At 67.2% G+C, this 20221-nt stretch carries 20 protein-coding genes; 11 read left to right on the top strand and 9 right to left on the bottom strand.

Translation table 11 applies throughout. From position 1 onward, the window contains the following. Positions 1-7 precede the first annotated feature (7 nt). The 5 genes from QE449_RS18855 to QE449_RS18835 are packed head-to-tail and all read left to right on the top strand — an operon-like array spanning position 8 to position 4212. Positions 8-1369 (top strand): hypothetical protein, encoded by a 1362-nt coding sequence (locus tag QE449_RS18855; RefSeq protein ID WP_307109755.1) that lies wholly within the window; start codon positions 8-10, stop codon positions 1367-1369. A gap of 41 nt (positions 1370-1410) precedes the next feature. Continuing rightward, positions 1411-2472, top strand: coding sequence for an NAD(P)-dependent oxidoreductase (locus QE449_RS18850; RefSeq protein ID WP_056070768.1), 1062 nt, complete (start codon positions 1411-1413; stop codon positions 2470-2472). A 2-nt stretch (positions 2473-2474) separates the two neighbouring features. Next, positions 2475-3131: a glycosyltransferase family 2 protein gene (locus QE449_RS18845; protein WP_042574386.1), complete on the top strand. Its 657-nt coding sequence runs from the start codon at positions 2475-2477 to the stop codon at positions 3129-3131. Beyond that, on the top strand, positions 3128-3808 hold the full coding sequence (locus QE449_RS18840) for a DUF2064 domain-containing protein (RefSeq protein ID WP_307109391.1): 681 nt from the start codon (positions 3128-3130) through the stop codon (positions 3806-3808). Before QE449_RS18845 ends, QE449_RS18840 begins: the two co-directional genes overlap by 4 nt. A 23-nt stretch (positions 3809-3831) precedes the next feature. Further along, complete coding sequence (locus QE449_RS18835; protein ID WP_307109390.1) at positions 3832-4212, top strand: GtrA family protein; 381 nt, start codon at positions 3832-3834, stop codon at positions 4210-4212. A gap of 18 nt (positions 4213-4230) precedes the next feature. Here the strand turns inward: QE449_RS18835 and QE449_RS18830 are convergent, their stop codons facing one another. Continuing rightward, positions 4231-5256 (bottom strand): hypothetical protein, encoded by a 1026-nt coding sequence (locus QE449_RS18830; RefSeq protein WP_307109389.1) that lies wholly within the window; start codon positions 5254-5256, stop codon positions 4231-4233. Between the two features lie 192 nt (positions 5257-5448). Here QE449_RS18830 and QE449_RS18825 point away from each other — a divergent pair, with 192 nt between their 5' ends. Both QE449_RS18825 and QE449_RS18820 read left to right on the top strand, forming a co-directional pair. Then, positions 5449-6390, top strand: a complete 942-nt coding sequence (locus QE449_RS18825; RefSeq protein WP_307109388.1) for an alpha/beta hydrolase — start codon at positions 5449-5451, stop codon at positions 6388-6390. 144 nt (positions 6391-6534) lie between these two features. Then, positions 6535-7338 carry an alpha/beta fold hydrolase gene (locus QE449_RS18820; RefSeq protein ID WP_307109387.1) on the top strand — a complete coding sequence of 268 codons (804 nt, stop codon included), beginning with the start codon at positions 6535-6537 and terminating at the stop codon, positions 7336-7338. A 34-nt stretch (positions 7339-7372) separates the two neighbouring features. Here QE449_RS18820 and QE449_RS18815 read toward each other — a convergent pair whose 3' ends face one another. Continuing rightward, complete coding sequence (locus tag QE449_RS18815; protein ID WP_307109386.1) at positions 7373-8236, bottom strand: NAD(P)H-binding protein; 864 nt, start codon at positions 8234-8236, stop codon at positions 7373-7375. Between the two features lie 31 nt (positions 8237-8267). Between QE449_RS18815 and QE449_RS18810 the strand changes: the two genes are divergently transcribed. Continuing rightward, complete coding sequence (locus tag QE449_RS18810) at positions 8268-9239, top strand: cupin domain-containing protein (protein WP_373428320.1); 972 nt, start codon at positions 8268-8270, stop codon at positions 9237-9239. Positions 9240-9597: 358 nt separating this feature from the next. On the opposite strand, the gene QE449_RS18805 is transcribed toward QE449_RS18810, so the two are convergent. Then, positions 9598-10446, bottom strand: a complete 849-nt coding sequence (locus QE449_RS18805) for an NAD(P)H-binding protein (protein WP_307109384.1) — start codon at positions 10444-10446, stop codon at positions 9598-9600. 80 nt (positions 10447-10526) lie between these two features. Here QE449_RS18805 and QE449_RS18800 point away from each other — a divergent pair, with 80 nt between their 5' ends. From QE449_RS18800 to QE449_RS18790, 3 genes are all read left to right on the top strand, one after another. Beyond that, a complete protein-coding gene (locus QE449_RS18800; protein WP_307109383.1) occupies positions 10527-11243 on the top strand; it encodes a TetR/AcrR family transcriptional regulator in 717 nt (238 codons plus the stop codon). A gap of 156 nt (positions 11244-11399) precedes the next feature. Then, positions 11400-11969 carry a hypothetical protein gene (locus tag QE449_RS18795; RefSeq protein ID WP_307109382.1) on the top strand — a complete coding sequence of 190 codons (570 nt, stop codon included), beginning with the start codon at positions 11400-11402 and terminating at the stop codon, positions 11967-11969. Then, the gene (locus QE449_RS18790; RefSeq protein ID WP_307109381.1) at positions 11966-13159 is read left to right on the top strand and encodes a PrsW family intramembrane metalloprotease; all 1194 of its coding nucleotides are present in this window, start codon (positions 11966-11968) and stop codon (positions 13157-13159) included. Before QE449_RS18795 ends, QE449_RS18790 begins: the two co-directional genes overlap by 4 nt. Before the next feature lie 42 nt (positions 13160-13201). Here QE449_RS18790 and QE449_RS18785 read toward each other — a convergent pair whose 3' ends face one another. Genes QE449_RS18785 through QE449_RS18760 form a run of 6 tightly spaced genes read right to left on the bottom strand, consistent with a single transcriptional unit; the run spans position 13202 to position 20192 of the window. After that, complete coding sequence (locus QE449_RS18785) at positions 13202-13978, bottom strand: hypothetical protein (protein ID WP_307109380.1); 777 nt, start codon at positions 13976-13978, stop codon at positions 13202-13204. Positions 13979-14004: 26 nt separating this feature from the next. Continuing rightward, positions 14005-15075: a lipocalin-like domain-containing protein gene (locus QE449_RS18780; RefSeq protein WP_307109379.1), complete on the bottom strand. Its 1071-nt coding sequence runs from the start codon at positions 15073-15075 to the stop codon at positions 14005-14007. After that, a complete protein-coding gene (locus QE449_RS18775; RefSeq protein ID WP_307109378.1) occupies positions 15072-16553 on the bottom strand; it encodes an aldehyde dehydrogenase family protein in 1482 nt (493 codons plus the stop codon). Before QE449_RS18775 ends, QE449_RS18780 begins: the two co-directional genes overlap by 4 nt. Beyond that, complete coding sequence (gene hmgA, locus QE449_RS18770; protein WP_307109377.1) at positions 16550-17863, bottom strand: homogentisate 1,2-dioxygenase; 1314 nt, start codon at positions 17861-17863, stop codon at positions 16550-16552. Before hmgA ends, QE449_RS18775 begins: the two co-directional genes overlap by 4 nt. Then, a complete protein-coding gene (locus QE449_RS18765) occupies positions 17860-19104 on the bottom strand; it encodes an oxygenase MpaB family protein (RefSeq protein ID WP_307109376.1) in 1245 nt (414 codons plus the stop codon). The genes hmgA and QE449_RS18765 overlap by 4 nt, the downstream gene beginning before the upstream one ends. Beyond that, complete coding sequence (locus QE449_RS18760) at positions 19101-20192, bottom strand: alpha/beta hydrolase (protein WP_042574535.1); 1092 nt, start codon at positions 20190-20192, stop codon at positions 19101-19103. Before QE449_RS18760 ends, QE449_RS18765 begins: the two co-directional genes overlap by 4 nt. Positions 20193-20221 lie beyond the last annotated feature (29 nt).

Genomic DNA, 20221 nt, shown 5'->3' with positions numbered 1-20221 from the left:
GACCGCGATGGATCGGCGGCGCGGGTGGGTTCCTCGAGTTCCGGAACTGATCGGCGCACTCCTCGCGGCCGCACTGGTCGTCGCGGCAGTGGTCGTGGCGCGGCGGGAGAACGCCGTCGTCACTCCGCTGATCGACGGCATGGGCTTCGACTTCGACGATTTCGCGTCGCTCGCGCCGCTGTTCGGGCGGGTGGGCGCTCATGTGGGCCCGGGTACCCCGGTCGCGGTGATCGTCGGCGTCCTGGTGGTGATCCTCGGCCCGTCCGTGGCGGCACGCATGTCGTGGCGGCTCCTGCTCCTCGTGACCTGGGCGACGACCCTTGTCTGGACCGTCGGACTGGCTGCGGTCGACGGCTGGCAGAGAGGGTTCGTCGACAAGTTGACGTCCCGCGACGAGTATCTGTCCGAAGTCGGCGGGATCGACGACATCGGGGCCACGCTGCGTGGGTTTTCCGACCGGATCGTCGACGGCCAGGCGGACTCGTGGGCCACGCACGTCTCCGGCCATCCCCCCGGCGCCATCCTGACGTTCGTGTGGTTGGACCGCATCGGACTCGGTGGAGGCGCGGCGGCCGCATGGTTGTGTGTGATCGTCGGGTCGTCTGCCGCCGTGGCCACGGTTGTCGCTGTGGCGGCGCTCGTCGACCGCGACACGGCTCGACGGTTGATCCCGTTCGCCGTGATCGCTCCCAGCGCGATCTGGATCGGTGTCTCCGCGGACGGATTCTTCACCGGTGTGTCTGCCTGGGGCATCGCCTTTCTGGCCGTCGCAGCAGCCGGTCGACGACCTCGGCACGATGCCGAGGCCGTCGCGGCGGGTCTCCTGCTCGGGTTCTCGGTCTACCTGAACTACGGCCTCGCTCTGATGGGACTGCCGGCTCTGGCGGTCCTGATCGCCTCTCGCCGCGTGCGGCCACTGGTACCGGCGATCGGCGGCGCCCTCGTCGTCGCCGGCCTCTTCACCGCGTCGGGCTTCTGGTGGTTCGACGGGTATGTGGCCGTCCAGGAACGGTATTGGCAGGGAATCGCGTCCGCACGTCCGTTCCAGTACTGGAGCTGGGGCAACATCGCGGCTCTGGTCTGCGCCGTGGGACTCGCGGTGCCCGCCGCCCTGTCACGCGTGGTGTCACTGCCGCGTGTGCGACGTGCCGAGCCTGTGACTCTGCTCGTGGTGGCCGCTCTGCTGGCGGTGGCTTTCGCGGACCTGAGCAGGCTGAGCAAGGCGGAGACGGAACGCATCTGGCTGCCGTTCCAGGTGTGGATGACGGTTGCCACTGTCGCGATCGGGGACCGCTCGGTGCGCTTCTGGCTGGCAGCGCAAGTCGTGCTGGCATTGGCGATCAACCATCTGACGTACACGAACTGGTGAGCGACCCGCCCCCCCTCGATCGACACGACAAGGAGAAAACGATGCACGTGTTACTCACCGGCGCGGCCGGTTTCATCGGTGAACACATTCACGAAGCACTACTGGCGGCCGACCACGACGTGACGGCTGTCGACGCGTTCCTACCCTCGGCGCACGGCTCGACGCCACTGCACGCGCCGAACGTCACGACGGTCGACGTCCGCGACCCCGGCGCTCTGGACGATGTCATGGCGGGGGTCGACGTGGTGTGTCACCAGGCCGCCGTCGTCGGAGCCGGCGTCAGCACTGCGGACGCACCCGCATACGCCAGCCACAACGACCTGGGTACTGCCGAAGTACTTGCTGCGATGGCCCGAGCCGAGTGTCGGAAGCTGGTTCTCGCGTCATCGATGGTCGTCTACGGCGAAGGTCGCTACCGCTGCCCCGTGCACGGTGTCGTCCGTCCGCGCCCCCGGAACCCGTCGGATCTGCGGAACGGGGTCTTCGATGCGAAGTGCCCGGAGGGTGACGAGCCGGTGACGTGGGAGACGGTGGACGAGGACGCTCCGCTCGAGCCCCGAAGTCTCTATGCAGCAAGCAAACTCGCGCAGGAGAACTATGCACTCGCCTGGTCGCTGGCGACGGGCGGATCGGTCACGGCGCTGCGCTACCACAACGTCTACGGTGACCGAATGCCGCGTGACACACCGTATTCCGGTGTCGCCGCGATGTTCCGCTCATCGCTCGAGGGCGGTGAATCACCGACTGTGTACGAGGACGGTGGGCAGATGCGAGATTTCGTCGATGTCCGGGACGTCGCCGCCGCCAACCTTGCCGCCGTCGAGCACGACGGAGCGGGGTTCGTGGCCTGCAACGTCTGTTCGGGACACCCGATCTCGATCGGTGATGTGGCCCGCATTCTGTGTCGTGCACACGGCGGCGGCATCGAGCCGAAGGTGACGGGTCAGTTCCGTCCCGGCGACGTGCGGCACATCGTTGCCGGTGCCGATCGGGCCGACGAGATTCTCGGATTCCGAGCTGCCGTCGGTCCGGACGAGGGCCTGACGCGGTTCGCGTCGGCACCGCTTCGGGCGGCATCCGATGGCTCGGCCCCGGTGGTGTGACGATGATCGATCCTTCCGATGTCACGGTCGTACTCCCGTGCCGCAACGAGGCGCAATCTCTTCCCGATGTTCTCGACGCCGTGCCCGACGGCTATCACCGTCTGGTCGTCGACAACGGCTCCACCGACGGCACTGCGGACGTGGCCCGCGCGCACGGGGCGCACGTGGTCGTCGAGGCTGTTCCCGGGTACGGCTCCGCCGTGCACGCCGGAATCACCGCTGCCCGAACGACCGTCGTGGCTGTCATGGACGGGGACGGGTCGATGGACCCGCGCGAGCTGCCCGGTCTCGTCGCAGCGTTGGACTCCGCCCAACTCGTCGTCGGTCGGCGCCGCCCGGTGCACCGCAGTGGCTCTCCGTGGCACGCCCGCCTCGGCAACAAGGCCATCGCCTGGCGTCTGCGCAGACGGCTGAAGATCGACGTCCACGACATCGGCGCTCTTCGGGTGGCACGCCGCGAGGATCTGCTCTCGCTCGACGTCCCGGACCGACGCTCCGGTTACCCGCTGCAGCTGCTGGTTCTCGCCGCTCGGGCAGGGTGGACAGTGGTCGAGCACGACATCACCTACCGCCCGCGTACCGGGGGAGTGTCGAAGGTGTCGGGGTCGGTTCGCGGCACGGTGGTGGCCGTCTGGGATTTCGCGAAGGTGATTCCATGATGGATGCGACGCTGCTCGTCATCGCGAAAGCGCCGGTACCCGGCTTCGCCAAGACTCGTCTGATGGCCGCCATGACCGCCGAGGACGCCGCGTCGGTGGCGGCTGCGGCGCTGCTCGACACGCTTGCCGCGGCAAGGCAGGCTCCTTTTGCCCGGCGGGTGGTCGCGATGACCGGCGACCTGGCCGAGGCGATGCGCAGCGACGAGATCCGAAAGTCACTGGCCTACTTCGACGTCATCGACCAGCGCGGGGACGGATTTGCGGAACGGCTGATCCACGCGCATCACGACGCCGCCGGATCCGGTCCCGTCGTGCAGATAGGCATGGACACACCGCAGGTCGACCCCGCGATGCTCACCGACATCGGTGAGGCTCTGGCACCGTCGTCGGCGATCCTGGGCCGTGCCGAGGACGGAGGGTGGTGGGTGCTCGGACTGCACGACGCATCCGATGCGCAGGCGCTGCGAGCAGTGGAGATGTCCACCGACCGCACCGGGGACGACACCCGGGACGCCCTGCAGCGCTGCGGCCTCGTCGTCGGTGCAGCTCCGACTCTGCGTGACGCGGACGAACTCGTCGATCTCGACCCGATCGCACGACAGTGCCACCCGAACAGTGAGTTCGCCCGATGCGTGGCTGCGCTCCCCGTTTCGAGGCCGACGGGAGAGATGCTCTGACTACGACATCCGGAACCCGGAGTGTGCTGTTCCGCTTCTACCTCGTCGGGGCTGCGAGCGCCGTCGCGTACGTTCTGTTGTTTCTGGTGTTCCGAGTCGTCATGTCGTCCCAGGCCGCGAACGTGCTCGCGCTCCTGGTCTCTACGCTCGCCAACACCGCGATCAACCGCCGGTTCACCTTCGGAATCCGTGGAACCGATGCGATCGTTCGCCAGTACGTGCAAGGGCTCGTCGTCTTCGCCCTCGGGCTGGCGGTCACCAGCGGCTCGTTGGTACTCCTCCACAGGTGGGTACCCGATGCATCGCGAGCAGTCGAGGTGTCCGTCCTGGTGGCCGCGAACCTCGTGGCCACGGTCGTGCGCTTCGTCGGGTTGCGCCGGGTGTTCACCGAACACCGATCGTGAACGTCGCGCAGGCACGTGTCACGACGCGTCGACACTGTCGGCCGGGATGATCTGCAGGCTCGAGTCCGCGCCGGGGTCACTGCCTGTCACCAACACGTTTCCCGTTCGTGGATCCACGGCAACGGAATTGGCCTGACGAACCGTCGGCAAGTCGACCACGATCCGCGGCGATGCCGGCTCGGCCACATCGACGACACGAAGGATGTTGCTCTCGGTCAGCGTGATCAGAAGGAGCTTCCGATCGGCGTCGTAGGCGAGCCCGTAAGGATTGCCGGGTGCGTCGATGCGAGCGACCTCGCTGATGTCGGGAGTGATGCGTTCGAGGTATACCGCGCCACCGTCGGTGTCGGCGAAGGCAGCGAGGTCGGGGCCGAGCGATGTCGCATGCGTCAGTTTGGTCCCCAACGGTCCCTGCGCGACGAGCTTCTGGTCCGGCCCGCTGTAGATCCAGATCCCGTTGCCCTGCACGTCTGCGACAGCTGCGTAATTGCCGACGGCTGCAACGCCGCCCGGTTGCACGGGACCGGCGGGGAGAGATGCGATCACGACACCGTTGCGTACGAAGACGACTCCGCCGCCCATCTCGTTGGTCACGACGGTCGCGCCGTCGGCGGTTACCACGGCATCGTGCGGTTGCCGTCCGACGCCCCGGGTGGTGGAGAGCGTCGCTCCGTTCGCCGGATCGACCAGGAGCAGTTCGTCACTGGACTCGAGGGGCGCGAGTACCGGTCCGTCCGGGCCGGCGAGGGAGAGGTGTCGCGGCGCACCGACCGTCGGCACGAACGATCGCTCGACTCCGGTCGCCGCGTCGAGCAGCCTCAGGCCATCGGGTTCACGCACTGCGGCGACGGCGATGCCGGACGACGTGACGACGATTCCCTCGGGTGCGCCCGGAAGCGGAACGACGGTGCCGATCGGATCCTGCGCTGCGGGCGCCCTAGCCGGTTCGGCGGCGGGCGTCTGCGTCGGCGCAGGTGCAGTGTCGTCGGTGGAACAGCCGGCGACGAGAGCCAGTACCGACAAGGCGACGACGATGCGTTTCACGGTGAACCACCGAACTTCTCTAGTGCGCCCAGGCGCGTTCGTCGTATGCGTACCCAGCACGTTCACGCGGGAAACCCGAGCCGAGCTCCCACGAGCACAGCCGAGCTCGAGTCTGTCGGAATCGGTGCACATAGCCGGGCTGATAGCGTCGATCGTCTCCACGCTTCATCGCACGAGGGGAACGACGAGACGATGACGGGCACACTCACCTGGCACGACGACATCAGTCCGCAAGCACGCGTTCTGTCGGCGGCGATGAAGGCGGTCCTCAAGCCGACCCTGAGTATGTGGCCGCTCACCGACGGCGGTATCAAGGCCATCGGGCACCTCGATCGCGTCGTCGACCGACTGCCGAAACCGCCTCGCGTCACGATCGACCAGGTGGTTCTCGGTGGTGTGCCCTGCGAGAAGACGACACATCCTCGGACGGCCACCGGCTCTCTGGCCGGTGCGACGGTTCTCTACTTTCACGGCGGCGGCTTCGTCTTCTGCGGACTGGCGACCCACCGCGGTGCGTGTGCCATGATCGCCGCCCGTGCGGGTGTTCCGGTGTACTCCGTGGAGTACCGGCAGATTCCGTACGGCGGCATCGGCACGTCGATCTTCGATGCCATGGCCGCCTACCGCGCCGCGTCGGCGACGGTGGCCGATCCGTCGAAGATCATCGTGGCGGGAGACTCGGCCGGCGGTTACCTCGCGATGAAAGTCGCCGAACTGGCTGCGCTGGAAGGGTTGACACCACCCGCGGCCGTTCTGGGATTCTCGCCGTTGCTCAATCTGGACCTGAGGAGCCATTCCCGTGCGTTCATGAAGCGGGACGCGTATCTGCCGATGAAACAGGTTCTCGCGCTGGAGGATCGTTGGATGAACGGGCCGGACGCCATCCCGGGCGCAGCGTCTCCGATCGATGCCGATCCATCGGTGTTTCCGCCGGTCTTCCTGTCCTCGGCGCAGTACGAGTTGATGCGCCCGGACGTGGAGGCGATGACGCGCAAGCTCGAGGACGCCGGCCGGATCGTCGAGACCCATGTGTGGCGGGGTCAGGTGCACGCATTTCCCGTGTTGGCAGGCGTACTTCCGGAAGGCCGCGAGACGCTGCAGTGCGCGGTGGACTTCGCTGCGCGCCACCTCTGAGCCGTTCAGACGATTCCACCCGAGCTGGTCGTCGCTCCCGCGTGGTGCACTCGCACGGCTCGGTTGTCGAATGTCCCGACCCATCGCACGGATACTGGCCACACTCCACATCGGTGGTGCCCGTCTCGGACCGATACTTGTCCCGTGACCGACATCGATGTCTCCGCACTGCCTCGCTACAGCAGGACCGGCCGGGGAGCGCCCATGCTCCTGATTCACGGGATCGGGCATCGACATAAGATGTGGGACCCCGTGATTCCGACACTGGCTGATCACTTCGACACCGTCGCGATCGATCTCCCGGGCTTCGGAGAGAGCGATCCCCTCGGCGACGGTGACGCACCCACGCCGGCGCGACTGGCTGACCGGGTGGAGCTGGTGATGGACGAACTGGGCTGGGACAGTGCGCACCTCGTGGGCAATTCGCTCGGCGGGTGGCTCTCGTTGGAGCTCGCGCGCCGTGGTCGGGCGACGTCCGTGTGTGCGCTCATGCCCGCCGGGCTGTGGCGCTCGACGGGCGGCACAGCCCGTGTGCGTCGGCAGGTGCTCTTCTCCGTGTGGGTGCACGGGTCTCGCGTTCCGGGTGCGGGGTTCCTCCTGCGCCGGCCACTGCTGCGGACCGTCGCCTTGTTCGGGCTGTTCGGCCGTCCGTGGCGCATCCCGTCGGTGGTGGCAGCCGACGATGCACGCAACCTCGCCACGTGCGACTTCGACCGCACGATGTCGGCCCTCGAGGGCACCCGCTTCGGCGGCGGAGACGAGATCGATGTCCCGATCACCGTGGTCTACGGGGGCAGAGACCCGCTCATCCGTGCAGCGGAGACGGACCTCGACGGGCTGCCGTCCCTCGCCGCCGTCATCGTGCACGAGCATCTGGGGCACGTTCCCACGTGGGACGATCCTGATCTCGTGGCGGCTGTGATCCGGGGTTCGACCACGGCGTCGTGAGCACACGTGGGAACGCCACGCTTTCGGTAGACGCTCACGCCCGCGACGCCAGGTAGTCGTCCACCGTCGTCGGGGCGCGGGGGTCGTCCCCCGCCGCGGCGACGCGTCCTGCAGAGAACGCGTGGTGCATCTCGACCTGCAATCTCGCTGCATCGTCGGAGAATCCGACCTGGAGTAGCTGGGTGATCGTCTCCTCGTCGGGGAGCTGCTGGTAGGGGAGATGGCCGATGCCCTGTGCTCGGCCGACCGCGGCGGCGACGTCCATCAGGGTGAGATCGACTGCGGTCCTGATCTCGCGGATGGTGGTGCCCTGGTGCTCGGGTTCCTCGACTGCGTCGGCCGCGGCTGCGCCGACGTCTCCGGCCGCCACCATCGGCAGGGGCACGTCGGGGGCGATGGAGTCCTGGAGTGCCCCGATGTGGCGAAGGTGGGGCAGGACGGGGTCGAGATTGTCGAAGAAGTAGCCGGGGCGGAGAAGGACGAGATCGGTCTCGAGGGCGGTGAGTCGCTGCTCCTGAGCGTGCAGTGCGGTGAGGAATCCGGTCCCGTGCTCGAGTTCGGCGCCGAGAGAACTGAGTGCGACGACGCGTGGCACCCGTGCTCGTCGGAGTGCGTCGGTGATGGAGGACCCGATGTCGTCCATGTGTGCTCGGACGTCGGGTGCTGTGGGGTCGAACGGGACGAGGACGTAGGCCGCGTCCACGCCGGTGAACGCGGTGGTGAGGAAGTCGGTGTCGGTCAGGTCGCCCGTGTGCGTGGTGGCAGCCGGGTGTGGGTGGGGCCGTGCGGTGCGCGCGACACGGCGTACTTTCCATCCGCGGCCGAGGAGCGTGTCGGTGAGGCGTCGTCCGGTTCGGCCGGTGGCGCCGAGAACAGTGATGGTTCGTTGTGTGGTCACGATATTCACGGTGCCGGGTTCGTGGTGGACAATGAATACCGTGGAGTCCACCGTTGATGATCGATCGTCCAGGATGTGGCGCGGTGACGATGCGCTCGGCGACGCCCTGCACTCGCTGCGGATGCGTGGGGTGTTCTACGTTCGATCGGAACTGACGGCTCCCTGGGGTCTCGACATCCCCGCGATGGAGGACTGCCTGTGGTTTCACGCACCGGTGGTGGGATCGTGCCTGCTCGAGCTGCCGGGGACGGACCCTCGGCTGGTGGGCGAGGGTGAGTGCGTGCTGGTCCCGCACGGTCGAGGCCACCGAGTGGTGGACGATCCGTCATCCCTGTCGGTGTCGATGTACGACCCGGAGCCCGAGTGGATCTCGGACCGCTTCATCGTTCTCGAGCACGGCGGCGGGGGCGAGCGGGCCGTGTTGATCTGTGGCGCCGTGAAGTTCGATCATCCGACTGCCCGCTCACTCCTCGACGTGCTGCCCGATGTGCTGGTGGGTGATCGCGGGTCTGCGGTCTCGGCCGCGGTACTGGAACTGCTCGCGAACGAGGCCGCTGCCCGCCGGCCGGGTGGGGAGGCCGTGGTGACGCGGCTTGCCGACATCCTGATCATCGATCTCGTCCGAGCGTGGCTCCGAGAGGAGGGCGCTGAGATCGGCGGCTGGCTGGGGGCGTTGCGCGACAGACAGATCGGTGCCGCGGTCATCGCGATGCATCGGCATCCGGAGCGGCCGTGGACGGTGGCGGATCTGGCTCGGACGGCGGCGATGTCTCGATCCGCCTTCGCCGCGCGCTTCACCGCGCTGGTGGGTGAGGCCCCGGTGGTCCACCTGACCCGTCGGCGCATGCAGCTCGCGGCGGCGGAGCTCGCGAGATCGAACGCCACCATCTCCTCGGTCGCGGCCTCGTTCGGATACGGGTCCGACGCGGCGTTCTCGCGAGCATTCACCCGCACCATGGGTCGGTCCCCGTCGTCGATGCGGCATTCAGGGTCGGCGTCGTAGGGGCATCCTGTTGTCCGACATCCCCTCACATCGGACGATGACTCGGAGCGGCACGAACGGAGGCTATGCCTCAGCCTTCCGCGCTGCCACACGGTGGGCGGCATCCTGCACGAACCAATAGGCCACCAGGCCGACGTACACGCCGACGAGCCCGCCGGTCACCCGTACGCCGCGCCGACGAGACAGAGACTCCCACGACACAGACATCGCACACCCTCTCACCGAACACGTCACCGATCCGGTGATTGTCCTCCGAACATGCCGATCAGCACAACGGCTGCGAGTGACGGCGGAACGACCGGTCTGAGTCTCGCTGTCCTGGAGTGCCACCCTCGACCTCTGACGGGCGCCGTGGAGGCTACGCGAGAGTCAGCGCGTCGTGCACGGTCGCGGGCGACCTGCCGAGCAACTGTCCCAGCAGTGGATCGACGCCGGCGAACCAACCGCCGGCTGCAGCGTCGAACATCCCGAGTGTGAAGCGAGCCGCGAATTCCGGCTGCCCCGAGGCGACCCGGGCTGCGATCCAGTCCTCGGGGTCCATCAGGACTCGCCGTACCGTCCGCCCGGCCACGTCGGAGGCGATCGCCGCCACCTCCTCGAAGGTGGGTGCGGACTCGGCGGTCACCGTGACCGGTCCGTCGTACGCGCCGTTCGACGCGATGATCGCCGCCGCAGCCTCCGCCGAATCCGCTCGGGACGTCCACGACACCGGACCGTCGGCCGGAACGGTGATGACACCGGACTCGCGCCATGGGCCCGTCGACCAGGCCAGGCTGTGGGCGTAGAAGCCGTTGCGCAGCGAGGTCCACGGCAGGCCGGAACCCGCCAGCAGCCGCTCCGTCGCCGCGTGGTCTCGACCCGGACCGAATGGCGTGTCGTCCGCGGCCCCCTGATGACTCGTGTACAGGATTCGCCCCACGCCCGCGGTGACGGCCGCGTCGATCGCGTTGCGGTGCAGGGAGACTGCGTCGGCCCTCGGATCACTGGACGAGACGAGCAGCAGCTGATCGGCATTCGCGAACGCGTCCGCCAGCGACGCCGGGTCTGCGTAGTCGCCGTGGCGCACCTCGATTCCGAGATCGGCGAAGCGTCGGGCCCTGGACGCGTCTCTGACCGCCACCGCGATCTCCGAAGCGGGGCGATGTCTGAGCAGGTGGTCGACAGTGGCGCCGTTCAGCGCGCCGGTGGCGCCGGTGATGACGATCATGAGTGCCTCAGTTTCGTTGGTATCGCACCGGTGTTATCGATGGAAACGCGACGGTATCACGGAACTGTTATCGTTGGAACGTGATCAAGCCGACCAGCACTCGAGACGACGTCCGGGCGCGGATCATCGAGGTCGCGGCCGCCCTGCTGCGCGATCACGGCGTGGCCGCAGTGACCACTCGTGGGGTTGCCGAGGGTGCCGACGTACAGCCCCCGACGATCTATCGACTGTTCGGCGACAAGGACGGTCTCCTGGAATCCGTCGCAGAACATGTTCTGGCCGAGCATGTCTCGATGAAGAAACGCATCACCGAGACGGCCGCGTCGCAGGGCGTGGATCCCCTCGTGGACCTGCGCGAAGGGTGGCTGACGCAGGTCGAGTTCGGCATCGCCAACCCGGAATTGTTCCGGATGATGAACGGCCCGCAGCACCTGACACGATCTCGCGCGGCGCAGGCCGGCATGGACGTCCTCCGGGCTCGGATACACAGGGTCGCCGAGACGGGCCGACTGCGGGTGAGCGAACAACGGGCGCTCGGACTCGTCCAGGCAGCGGGTGTGGGCACGATCTCGGTGCTTCTCGCGACTCCGGCCGAGGACCGCGACGACGAGTTGGCCGACGCGATGTTCGATGCCGTCATGCGGCAGATCCTCACCGACCCGCCCGACCGCGAGCAGGACGACCACGCCGCCGCCGCGGTCGCTTTTCGTGCGATCACGCCGGCGTTGGACACGTTGAGCGCCGCCGAGCGCGCGGTCATGGTCGAGTGGCTCGATCGGGTGATCGCCGGACTCTGACACTCGACTCGCCGTTCTCGTCGAGGTCGTTCACAGCGGACTGCACGGACCGCGTGGTTTGTGACAAAGTACGAACAACGACGAGTTCGAGGGGTATCCGTGACACCACTGTTGAACGCTCCTGCACATCGACATCGAGTACCGGTCGAACATCGTGTGCTGGGTCTCGACCGTCGAACGTGGCCACCGGCGCTCGTCGTGCTCGCTGTGTTCCTGGTCTTCACCGTGGTGGTTCCGCGCATCGACGCTGCCCTCGACTGGGACGACCCCGTTCTGGCAGGGCAGCAGCTTGCACTCACCGACACCCTCGTCTTCACCCCCGTCGCCGGTTACGACGTCGAGTCCGGCTTCCGTGTCGGAGACGGAGGCACGTTCGGCGATGCCACCCTCGCCGGGGCCGGCATCACCTTCCAGGTGTCGACAGACTCGTACGACGGCACTCCCGATCAGCTGCTCGACCAGGTGCAGAAGGTCACGTCCCGGACGTACGACCCCACCTTCCGGGTCGACGGGAACAGGGCCACTCTCACCACGGCGGCCGGCGAGACCGGAGTCGCGCAGCCCTACAACAGCGTGCGAAGCGACGGGGTGATCGCGGCCTTCGTTCTCGGCGGCACAGGGGTCGACATCACTGCCTACGGGCCACCCACCCAGATGACCGCAGCCCTCGACGACGTCCGAGCGATGATCGCGAGCATCCGTACCGTGGACGGGGACGACGCATGAGCACTGTCGACCCCCGCACGTCTCCCGAGACGGTCGGCACGGAAGCTGGTCAGCGCCGAGCGGAAGCAGTCGAGATCTCCGGGTGGGGTGCGAGATTCCGCTTCGTGCAGCCTCACAACCTCTCCTTCTGGGTCTACCTGGCGCTGACCGCCATAGGTGCGTTCCAGGCGTGGGCGTTCTTCGCACCCGACGCCGGGTTCTACGCCGAAGGGTTCGCGGTCGCAGCGGTGCTGTGCGGGTTGTGCGGACTCGCGTGGCTTGTCTGGTTCCATCACATCGACCGGTGGGAGCGGCAACCAGGCGGGCTCGTGGTCGCTGCCCTCGTGTGGGGCGCTGTCCCGGCAACGTTCGCCTTTGCGATGACCGTCAACACGGCGATGCTCGGCATCTACCCCAAGCTGTTCGGTCAGGAATGGAGCGCGAACTGGGCGGCAGGTGCGACGGCACCGTTCACCGAGGAAGCGGCCAAACTCTGTGGTTTCCTGCTCCTGATGAGCCTCGCCCCGCGTCTCATCCGCACCGCGAACGACGGCCTCATCGTCGGAGCGCTCATCGGGCTCGGATTCGCCGTGTTCGAGGACTTCCTCTACGCGGCGAGTTCCACTGCTCGGGCATTCGGCACCGATCCCGTGGGCAACGCGGTGCACATGTCCGTCGTACGCATCGCCGTCAGCTTCGCCTCCCACCCTCTGTTCAGTGCCCTCGTCTGCACCGGAGCCGTCTATCTGATCGGGACGGCAGCGCAACCCCGGCGGGTCTGGCGTGGTGCGGCCTTCGTCGTCGCCGGCATGTTCCTCCACTTCACGTGGGACGACGCCGGCGGTCTCGGTGGCGGCGGTCTGGGAAACTTCGTGGTGATCCTGGCGTCGGTCGTCATCGGGTTCACGGTTCTGACCATCGCGTTCCGCCGGGCCGCACCGCGTGAGTATAAGTTCGTCCGCGACATCCTCGACCCGGAAGTCGAGGCCGGTGTCGTCACCGATGCCGAGGTCGACGGTGTGCTGGACACGAAGGCCCGCAAGGCATTCGTGAAGTCCGCGCCCACTCGGAAGGCCCGACGAGCCCGCAAGCATCTGCGTCGCGCCGTTCTGGACCTGGCGCACGACGTCGCCCGCGAGAAGGGGGAGGACACCGAGTCCGTACGCCACTCTCGCAGCGAGGTCGAGCGGTTACGAGCAGTGGCCGGGTGATCGACAGCCGACCTTCTGGACCACGACTGTTCCCGGTGTGGGTCAGCGCACCACCTCCACCCGAGCATCGAAGTCGAACCTGTTGATCGCTCCGATTCCCGTTGCCGTCTCGGTGCCCATCAGGAACGCGATGGGTGAATTCGGTTCGGCGGTCACGTGCCCGAGCCCGGCCTGTGCCGTCGGCCGATGGACAGTCAGGCGTAGGGCTGTTCTGCTGCTCTCGGTGTCCTTCCAGATGCTGACCTCCCCGAGAGGGGACGGCACGCGAGGAACGGGCGCCTGGTCCACGATCCGCACGGGGCCGCCATCCGAGACGCCTCCGAACGCGTCGGCAGTGGCACCGACTCCCGGCACCAATGCGATGTCGAATCCGGCCTCCCGCATCAAGTCGTAGATCTGCTGGTTGTCTGTGACCTGCTCGACGGCGTAGAAGTGGTATCCCGGCCGAGCATCCTTGCGGTCGACGGAGAGGACGCGCTCACCGAAGGCGACGGGACCGTCGACGGGGACGCCGCCGATGGTCCCGCCCTGGCAGGTCTCGACACCCATCAGGAGCGATGAATTACCCGGAATGCCGGGGCCACCGGGCAATCCGATGAAGGACGAGGAGGTGTAGCCGTCCGGCAGTGCGGCGGCTGCGCGATCGGGTGGCACCGAGACGATGGCGGACACCTCGACGCAGTCTCGAAGCTGGAAGCTGCCCAGAACATCGTTCGGTGTGGCGGACGCGGACGGGGCGACCGCCGAGATCACCGCGAGCGCGAGTCCTGTAGTGAACGTGACGGCGGCGGATCGCCTGCCTGCCGGGTGTGTGTGCATCGGATGTCTCCCTGGAATCGTAGGCGTCAGTTCAGGGCGACGAGCTCATGAAGTGTTCGGCCCGTTCGGGTTTCGGTGACCCCGTCACGTACGACGGTCAGTTCGAACGTCGAGTCGAAGCGGAAGTACCCGGGGTGTCCGACGAGGCTGTAGAGCAACGGGCGGAACATACGATGGCCGGCGATGGGAACGTCGTCCAGCAGGTCGTGGGCGTGCACGACGTTCTGGACGGTCAGCAGGAGGGACACCTGTCCCGGTACCTCGATGCGGAGCCACGCGGGGTACGACCGATTGGCGATCTCGTTGAACACCATCGGCCCCTCGGTGACGTCCGCTTCGCCGGAGCTCAGGACGATCTCGCCCTTGTACGCCAACATCAGTGGGCGACTCTCGTGGGCACCGAGCCGAGCCTGCGTCTTGACCAAGGCATAGAGCAAGGAATAGTCGTCGTCGTACAGTCGGCCCCAGTGCCAGCGGTCGATGACGCGCTTCATGTCGCCCGCGCCCCAGTTGTGGTCCGCGTAGCCGCGCCCGGTGACGGCAGTGGTTCTTCCGGCGATGGTGATGGATCCCTCGACCCGCGCACGCGGCGCGGCGACGACCCAGCCGAAGACGTCGGTGCCTCCGAACAACGTCTCTCCCTCGCCGGGCATCCAGCTCGGAAGTTCGTTGTGGAAGCGGAGATCGAAGGTGACGTCCTCCTCCGACAGGTAGAGGTGATGGATGGGGAGCCCGTCTGCGGGGAACTCCGCCCATGCGTGGTTCGGCCCCACGACGACGTCGCAGGCGGCGATCGACGCGGTGGCGTCCTTCTTGGAGTGGCGGACGGAAATCTGTCGGCGTGAGCCGTCGGGTGCGTAGATCAGGATCTCCACGCTCGGTTTCGCCACCAGCGCAGGCTCTTCGGGTCGGCGCAGGTTGAGGAATCCGATGATGGTGTGACCGTCGTCGAGGTGGGCGTCGAAGTACCAGTGCTCGAAGCCCGATCGGCTACCCGGCACAGGATGGGCCGCGTTGTGGCGCGGGTGGACGTCGGTCAGTCGTGCGTCGCGTCGGCCGGGGCCGTTCCAGGTCTCGACGATCTCCGGCGCGCTCATGCGGAGAATCCGATGTGAACGGTCTTCTCTTCGGTGTCTCCGTCGAGTCCGGTACGGCCGAGTTCGCGGCCGACTCCGCTCGCACCGCGTCCGCCCCACGGCAGAGCCGGATCCGGCACACCCCACCCGTTCACCCACACGGTGCCCACGCGAAGTTGCTCGACGACGGAGTGCACTCGGGAGATGTTCTCCGAGTACACCATCGCATTCAGCCCGTACTGCGTGTCGTTGGCGATCGCGACGGCCTCCTCGGTGGACGAGAAGCTGATGACGGTGGCGACGGGACCGAAGATCTCCTCCCTGGCGATGGTCAGGTCGTTGTGTCCGCGGAAGACGGTGGGCTGCACGAACTGTCCCGGTCCCTCGATCCGCCGCCCACCGGTGATCAGCTCTGCGCCCTCGGTGACACCAGAGTCGATGTAGCCCATGATGCGATCGAGCTGACGTTCGTTGACGATGGTGCCCATCGTGCTGGTGTCGTCGAACGGGTCTCCGATCACGGCAGCGTCGGCCGCCGCGACCAGTCCCTCGACGACACGATCGACGACGGACTCGTGTGCGAGAACGCGCGTGCCCGCGGCACACACCTGGCCCTGGTGATAGAAGTTGCCCATCGCGATCCACGGCATCGCCGCGTCGAGGTCGGCGTCCTCGAAGATCAGTTGGGGTGCCTTACCCCCCAGTTCGAGGACGATCTTGCGGAACGTGGTGCCCGCGACCGCCTGGATCTGGCGGCCGACACGGGGACTGCCGGTGAAGGACACCTTGTCCACACCGGGATGGCCGGCCAAGGCGGCACCGGCGGTCACGCCCAGACCGGTGACCACGTTGAGCACACCCGGCGGTAGGCCGGCTTCTGCACACAGATCCGCGAGGTGCAACGTGGACAGGGACGCGTCCTCCGCGGGCTTGATCACCACCGTGTTCCCTGCGGCGAGTGCGGGTGCCAGCTTCCACGCGGCGATCAACAGCGGGTTGTTCCACGGCGTGATCGCGGCGACGACACCGAGAGGCTGCCGGACGGTGTAGCCGAACCGGCGTTGCGGTCCGAAGTCCGGCAGCATGACGGTGGTTCCGGAGATCTTGTCCGCCCACCCAGCGAAGTGCCGGAACACCGCGGCAGCGGCCGGGATGTCGCCGTTCACGGAGTCGCGGAACAGCTTGCCCATCTCGACTGCTTCGAGTGCGGCGAGGGTCTCGCAGTCGCGATCGATCAGATCCGCGATCGTGAGAAGGATCCTCGTACGTTCCGGGCCGCTGACGCGCGACCAGTCACCGTCGAACTGCGCACGTGCAGCGCGCACGGCCCGGTCGACGTCGGCCTCGGCGCCGGCAGCGACGGAGGTGACGAGAGCACCCGTGGTCGGATCGATGCTGTCGTAGGTCTGCCCACCGGAGGCAGCCTGCGAGACGCCGCCGATACGCAGCAGCGGATCGGGCAGGGCGACAGAGGGACGGGTGGGGGTGCTCGCGGTCATGGCTGCTCCGGGTTGCTGGGAGTGAGGGGAGATGTGAAATGGCGCTGCAGTCCGGCCCACGAGGAGTCGTAGTCCGGCTGGCGATGCGGCGCGTCGTGGGCGAGTGGGGTGACGAGCAGGGGGAGCCGCGTCTCGAACATGAACGGCAACGATCCTTCGAGCTTCTGCGGTGCCAGGTCGGCCGCGGTGGCGAGGTCGAAGGTCTCCTGGTCCGGTCCGTGCGCACCCCACATGTTGTGCAGACTTGCACCCCCGGGCAGGAAGCCTTCCGCCTTGGAATCGTGTTGCCCTCGGACCAGTCCCATGAACTCGGTCATGACGTTGCGATGGAAGTGCGGGGGCCGGAACGTGTGCTCGGCGACGTTCCAGCGCGGCGGGAAGATGGCGAGATCCACATTCGCCTGTCCCGGCCGTTCGGAGGGCGACGTCAGGAGCGTGAAGATCGACGGGTCGGGGTGGTCCCACCCGAGTGTCCCCATGACGTTGAAGTCGGCGGTGTCGTACTTGTACACACCGTGATTGCCGTGCCAGGCCACCACGTCGAGAGGCGAGTGGTCCAGCTCTGTCGCGAAGAGTCGGCCGCCGAACTTCTGGATCTTCTCGACGGGTCGGTCGTCGTCCTCGAATGCTGCGACGGTGTAGTGGAAGTCCCGCGCGTGGGCGAGACCGTTCGCGCCGATGGGTCCGAGTTCGGGGAGGGTGAAGTAGGACCCGTAGTTCTCGCACACATAGCCCGCGGCATCGTCGTCGAGCAGCACGACTCGGAACGTGATGGCCCGTCCGACGACGGCGATCTCGCCGGGAGCGACGTCGACGATTCCGACCTCGGTGTGTATCCGTAGACGGCCGGACTGGGGAACGATCAGCAATTCTCCGTCCAGGTCTGCAACGTAGCGGTCGGTCATCGATCGTGTCGCGTGGTACAGGTGGATCGCGATGCCGTCACGCTGCAGCACATCACCGTTCGCAGCGATGGTCGTGAGGCCGTCGAGAAAGTCGGCCGCATCGAAGGGTCGGGCCACGGGATTCCACCGAAGCCGGTTCACGTCGAGAACTCCGTCACTCAGCGGCGCGGATCGGAGCGTCGGGTGGTCGATGGGGTGATACCGCGGGTGCGCTGCGCTGGGGCGGATCCGGTACGTCCAGGTGCGTCGGTTGACCTCTCGCGGCTCGGTGAACGCCGTCGCGGACAGTTGCTCCGCGTAGAGGCCGTGGGGCGCTCGCTGCGGCGAGTTCTGACCTCGGGGGAGTGCACCGTCGAGGGCTTCGGACTGGTGTTGGTTGCCGAAGCCGGAAATATACTCGGTCATCGTCGCAGTGCTCCGTTCGCGTCGAATTCGGCCTCGCGGCCGTTCATCTGGTCCCGGTACCACCGGAGTCGTTGTGCCACAGCGACCTTCTCGACGACGGGCGCCACTCCGGGTAGGAATCGTCGGGAGAGCTCGATCGCTGTCAGGAGAGGGAAGCGCAGGAGGATGATCAGGACCCACGGGAACGCCCGAGGCATCGTGTAGTCCGACCGTGTCACCGGACTCATGAAGAGAGCGGTGTAAGCGCCGTGAATGCCGTAGTTGTACCGCGCGCGGAGACGCGCGAGGCCTCGCTGCTCGGGGCGCGGTGCGAAACCTGCGGGGAAGGACTCGATGAGTTCCTTGCCGTGTGGTCCGGCGTCGTAACTGCGGGCGGCCGACACCATCGCCGTCATCCGGAGGGAGTCGGCGATGGTGGTGGGGAAGTTCGACACGTCGACACCCAGCAGGTGACCCATGTACTTCTGGAAATGGAGCAACGCTCGGATCTCGTCGGCGGTGGTCTGCAGACCCACCAATCGCAGAGCAAGTGCCGGAACGGTGCTGCCACCGAGGAGAGTCAGCATCTGATACCCCTGGCTGATGGGGTAGCCCCACTTCTCGCGATCCCACTCCGGGTGTCCGTCGACCTTGCGACGTACGGCGACGTGCATGACGCGGACCTTCATCGCGGTGGCTCGACCTTCGGACCCGATGCGGGACAGGGCACCCGGCTCGGAGGTGTCGATCCAGAACTTGCAGGTCTCGAGGAATCGGCGCATCGCGTTGTCGCCGGCGTACCCGCCTGCCAGTGAGAGCGGGGTGGCGACGGCAGCCTCGGTGTACATCTCGAGGGTGATGCCGCCGGCAACGGTGAACAGCATCGTGCCCCACCGTCGCCACACCGCGGCCCCGCGCTCGACCAGATCGGTGTCGAGCCAGTCCGGTTCGGTCTCGAACTCGTCGAACAGGACGCGCATGCTCTCGGGAACGTCGGGAAGAGAATCGATCCCGTGAGCGAGTGCACGGTCGAGGAGGGCGCGTGTTCCCGTCGGGTCTGCCTCGTACACCTCGTCGACGAAGTTCTCGGCCGCTGTGTCGCCGAGGAACAGACTCTCGCAGAACTCCCTCGCGACGTCATCGCTGGGGAACGGTGACGACCGGAACACTCGCTCGAACAACGCTTCGGCGCGCTGGATACCGGGACTCTGCCGGTTCTCCCAGTAGGTGAACGCGGTAGGAGTGCGGGTGGCGCTGGTCATCTCGATGTCCTCTCCGACAGGGCGTCCGTCAGCCATGCCAGCGCTGCGGTGGTGACTCGGTCGACTCCGTCGGGTTGATCGACCAGGTAGTGGTTCAGGTGGGGCATCTCGACGACCGTCGCGCCGCCGCGAGCTGCGGCCATCGCACGCGCATCGTCGGCGAAGGCCGCTTGGTCACCGAGCAGAGGCATGACGAGGGTAGGAACTGTCACGTCGGTCAGGTTGCGCACGGCATCCGCGTTCGTGTGGTCGAGGCTCCACGTGCTGAGCCAGCTGCGGACCGAGACGAAGCGCGCGAGTCCGCCGGCAGCGGAATTGGCCGCGAACGGGTCTCCGTACATGCTGCCCGGAACCCGATCGCTCGGGTCCAGCGTGATGTCGACGAAGCGTGGATCCGCGACGGTGCGGTGGACGACGAAGGCCCGGTCCGACGCCCCGCGCCGCGTGAGATCGTCGAGTTCGCCCAGTGCCCACGTGTCGATTCGGCGCATGCGGGCGAGCTGCGCCGCCCGGTACTCCTCGACCCACGTGCGGTCGAGTGGCGTCGTACGTCCAGGTGCGTAGAGGTCGAGGTCGGGGGCGACCGAGGACGGATCGGACTCGTCCACGACTGCTCCGTCGATCCAGTGGCGCAGGACGCGGGCGCGTCCGGAGTGCGCTCCGACGAGCATGAGGGCATCTGCAGGAACGAGCTCCGCCGACGCGAGATCGACCGGGTCACCGGCGGGAGTCGTCGTGATCGTCGGAGTCTCGGCCTGCGACTGGTAGAACGCGGACAGCGAACCGCCGCCGCTGAATCCGAGGAGAACGACCTTCTCGAACCCGAGCTCGTCCTTCATCCACCGCACACCGGCGCCCACGTCCAGAGCCGCGCGTTCCATGATCAGTGCCGGCTCGTTGGAGGAGTAGCGGGTGTTGAGACCCATCGTGGGGATGCCGGCGGCCGCGAATCCACGGAGCAGGAAGTGCGACAGAAAGTCGCTCGACGGATGCGCCATCAGGATGCCGACGCGTCTATCAGGCCTGCCGATGGGCGACACCAGATTCGCATGCAACGTCGGGTAGTGCCGGGAGAGTCCGGAATGCATCTCCACGCGCCCGTCCCGCGCCGGTTCGT

The organism is Rhodococcus sp. SORGH_AS_0303 (assembly GCF_030819335.1).
Classification (GTDB): domain Bacteria; phylum Actinomycetota; class Actinomycetes; order Mycobacteriales; family Mycobacteriaceae; genus Rhodococcoides.
The sequence above is the reverse complement of the archived record's forward strand: the minus strand, read 5'-3'. Positions and strand labels throughout refer to the sequence as shown.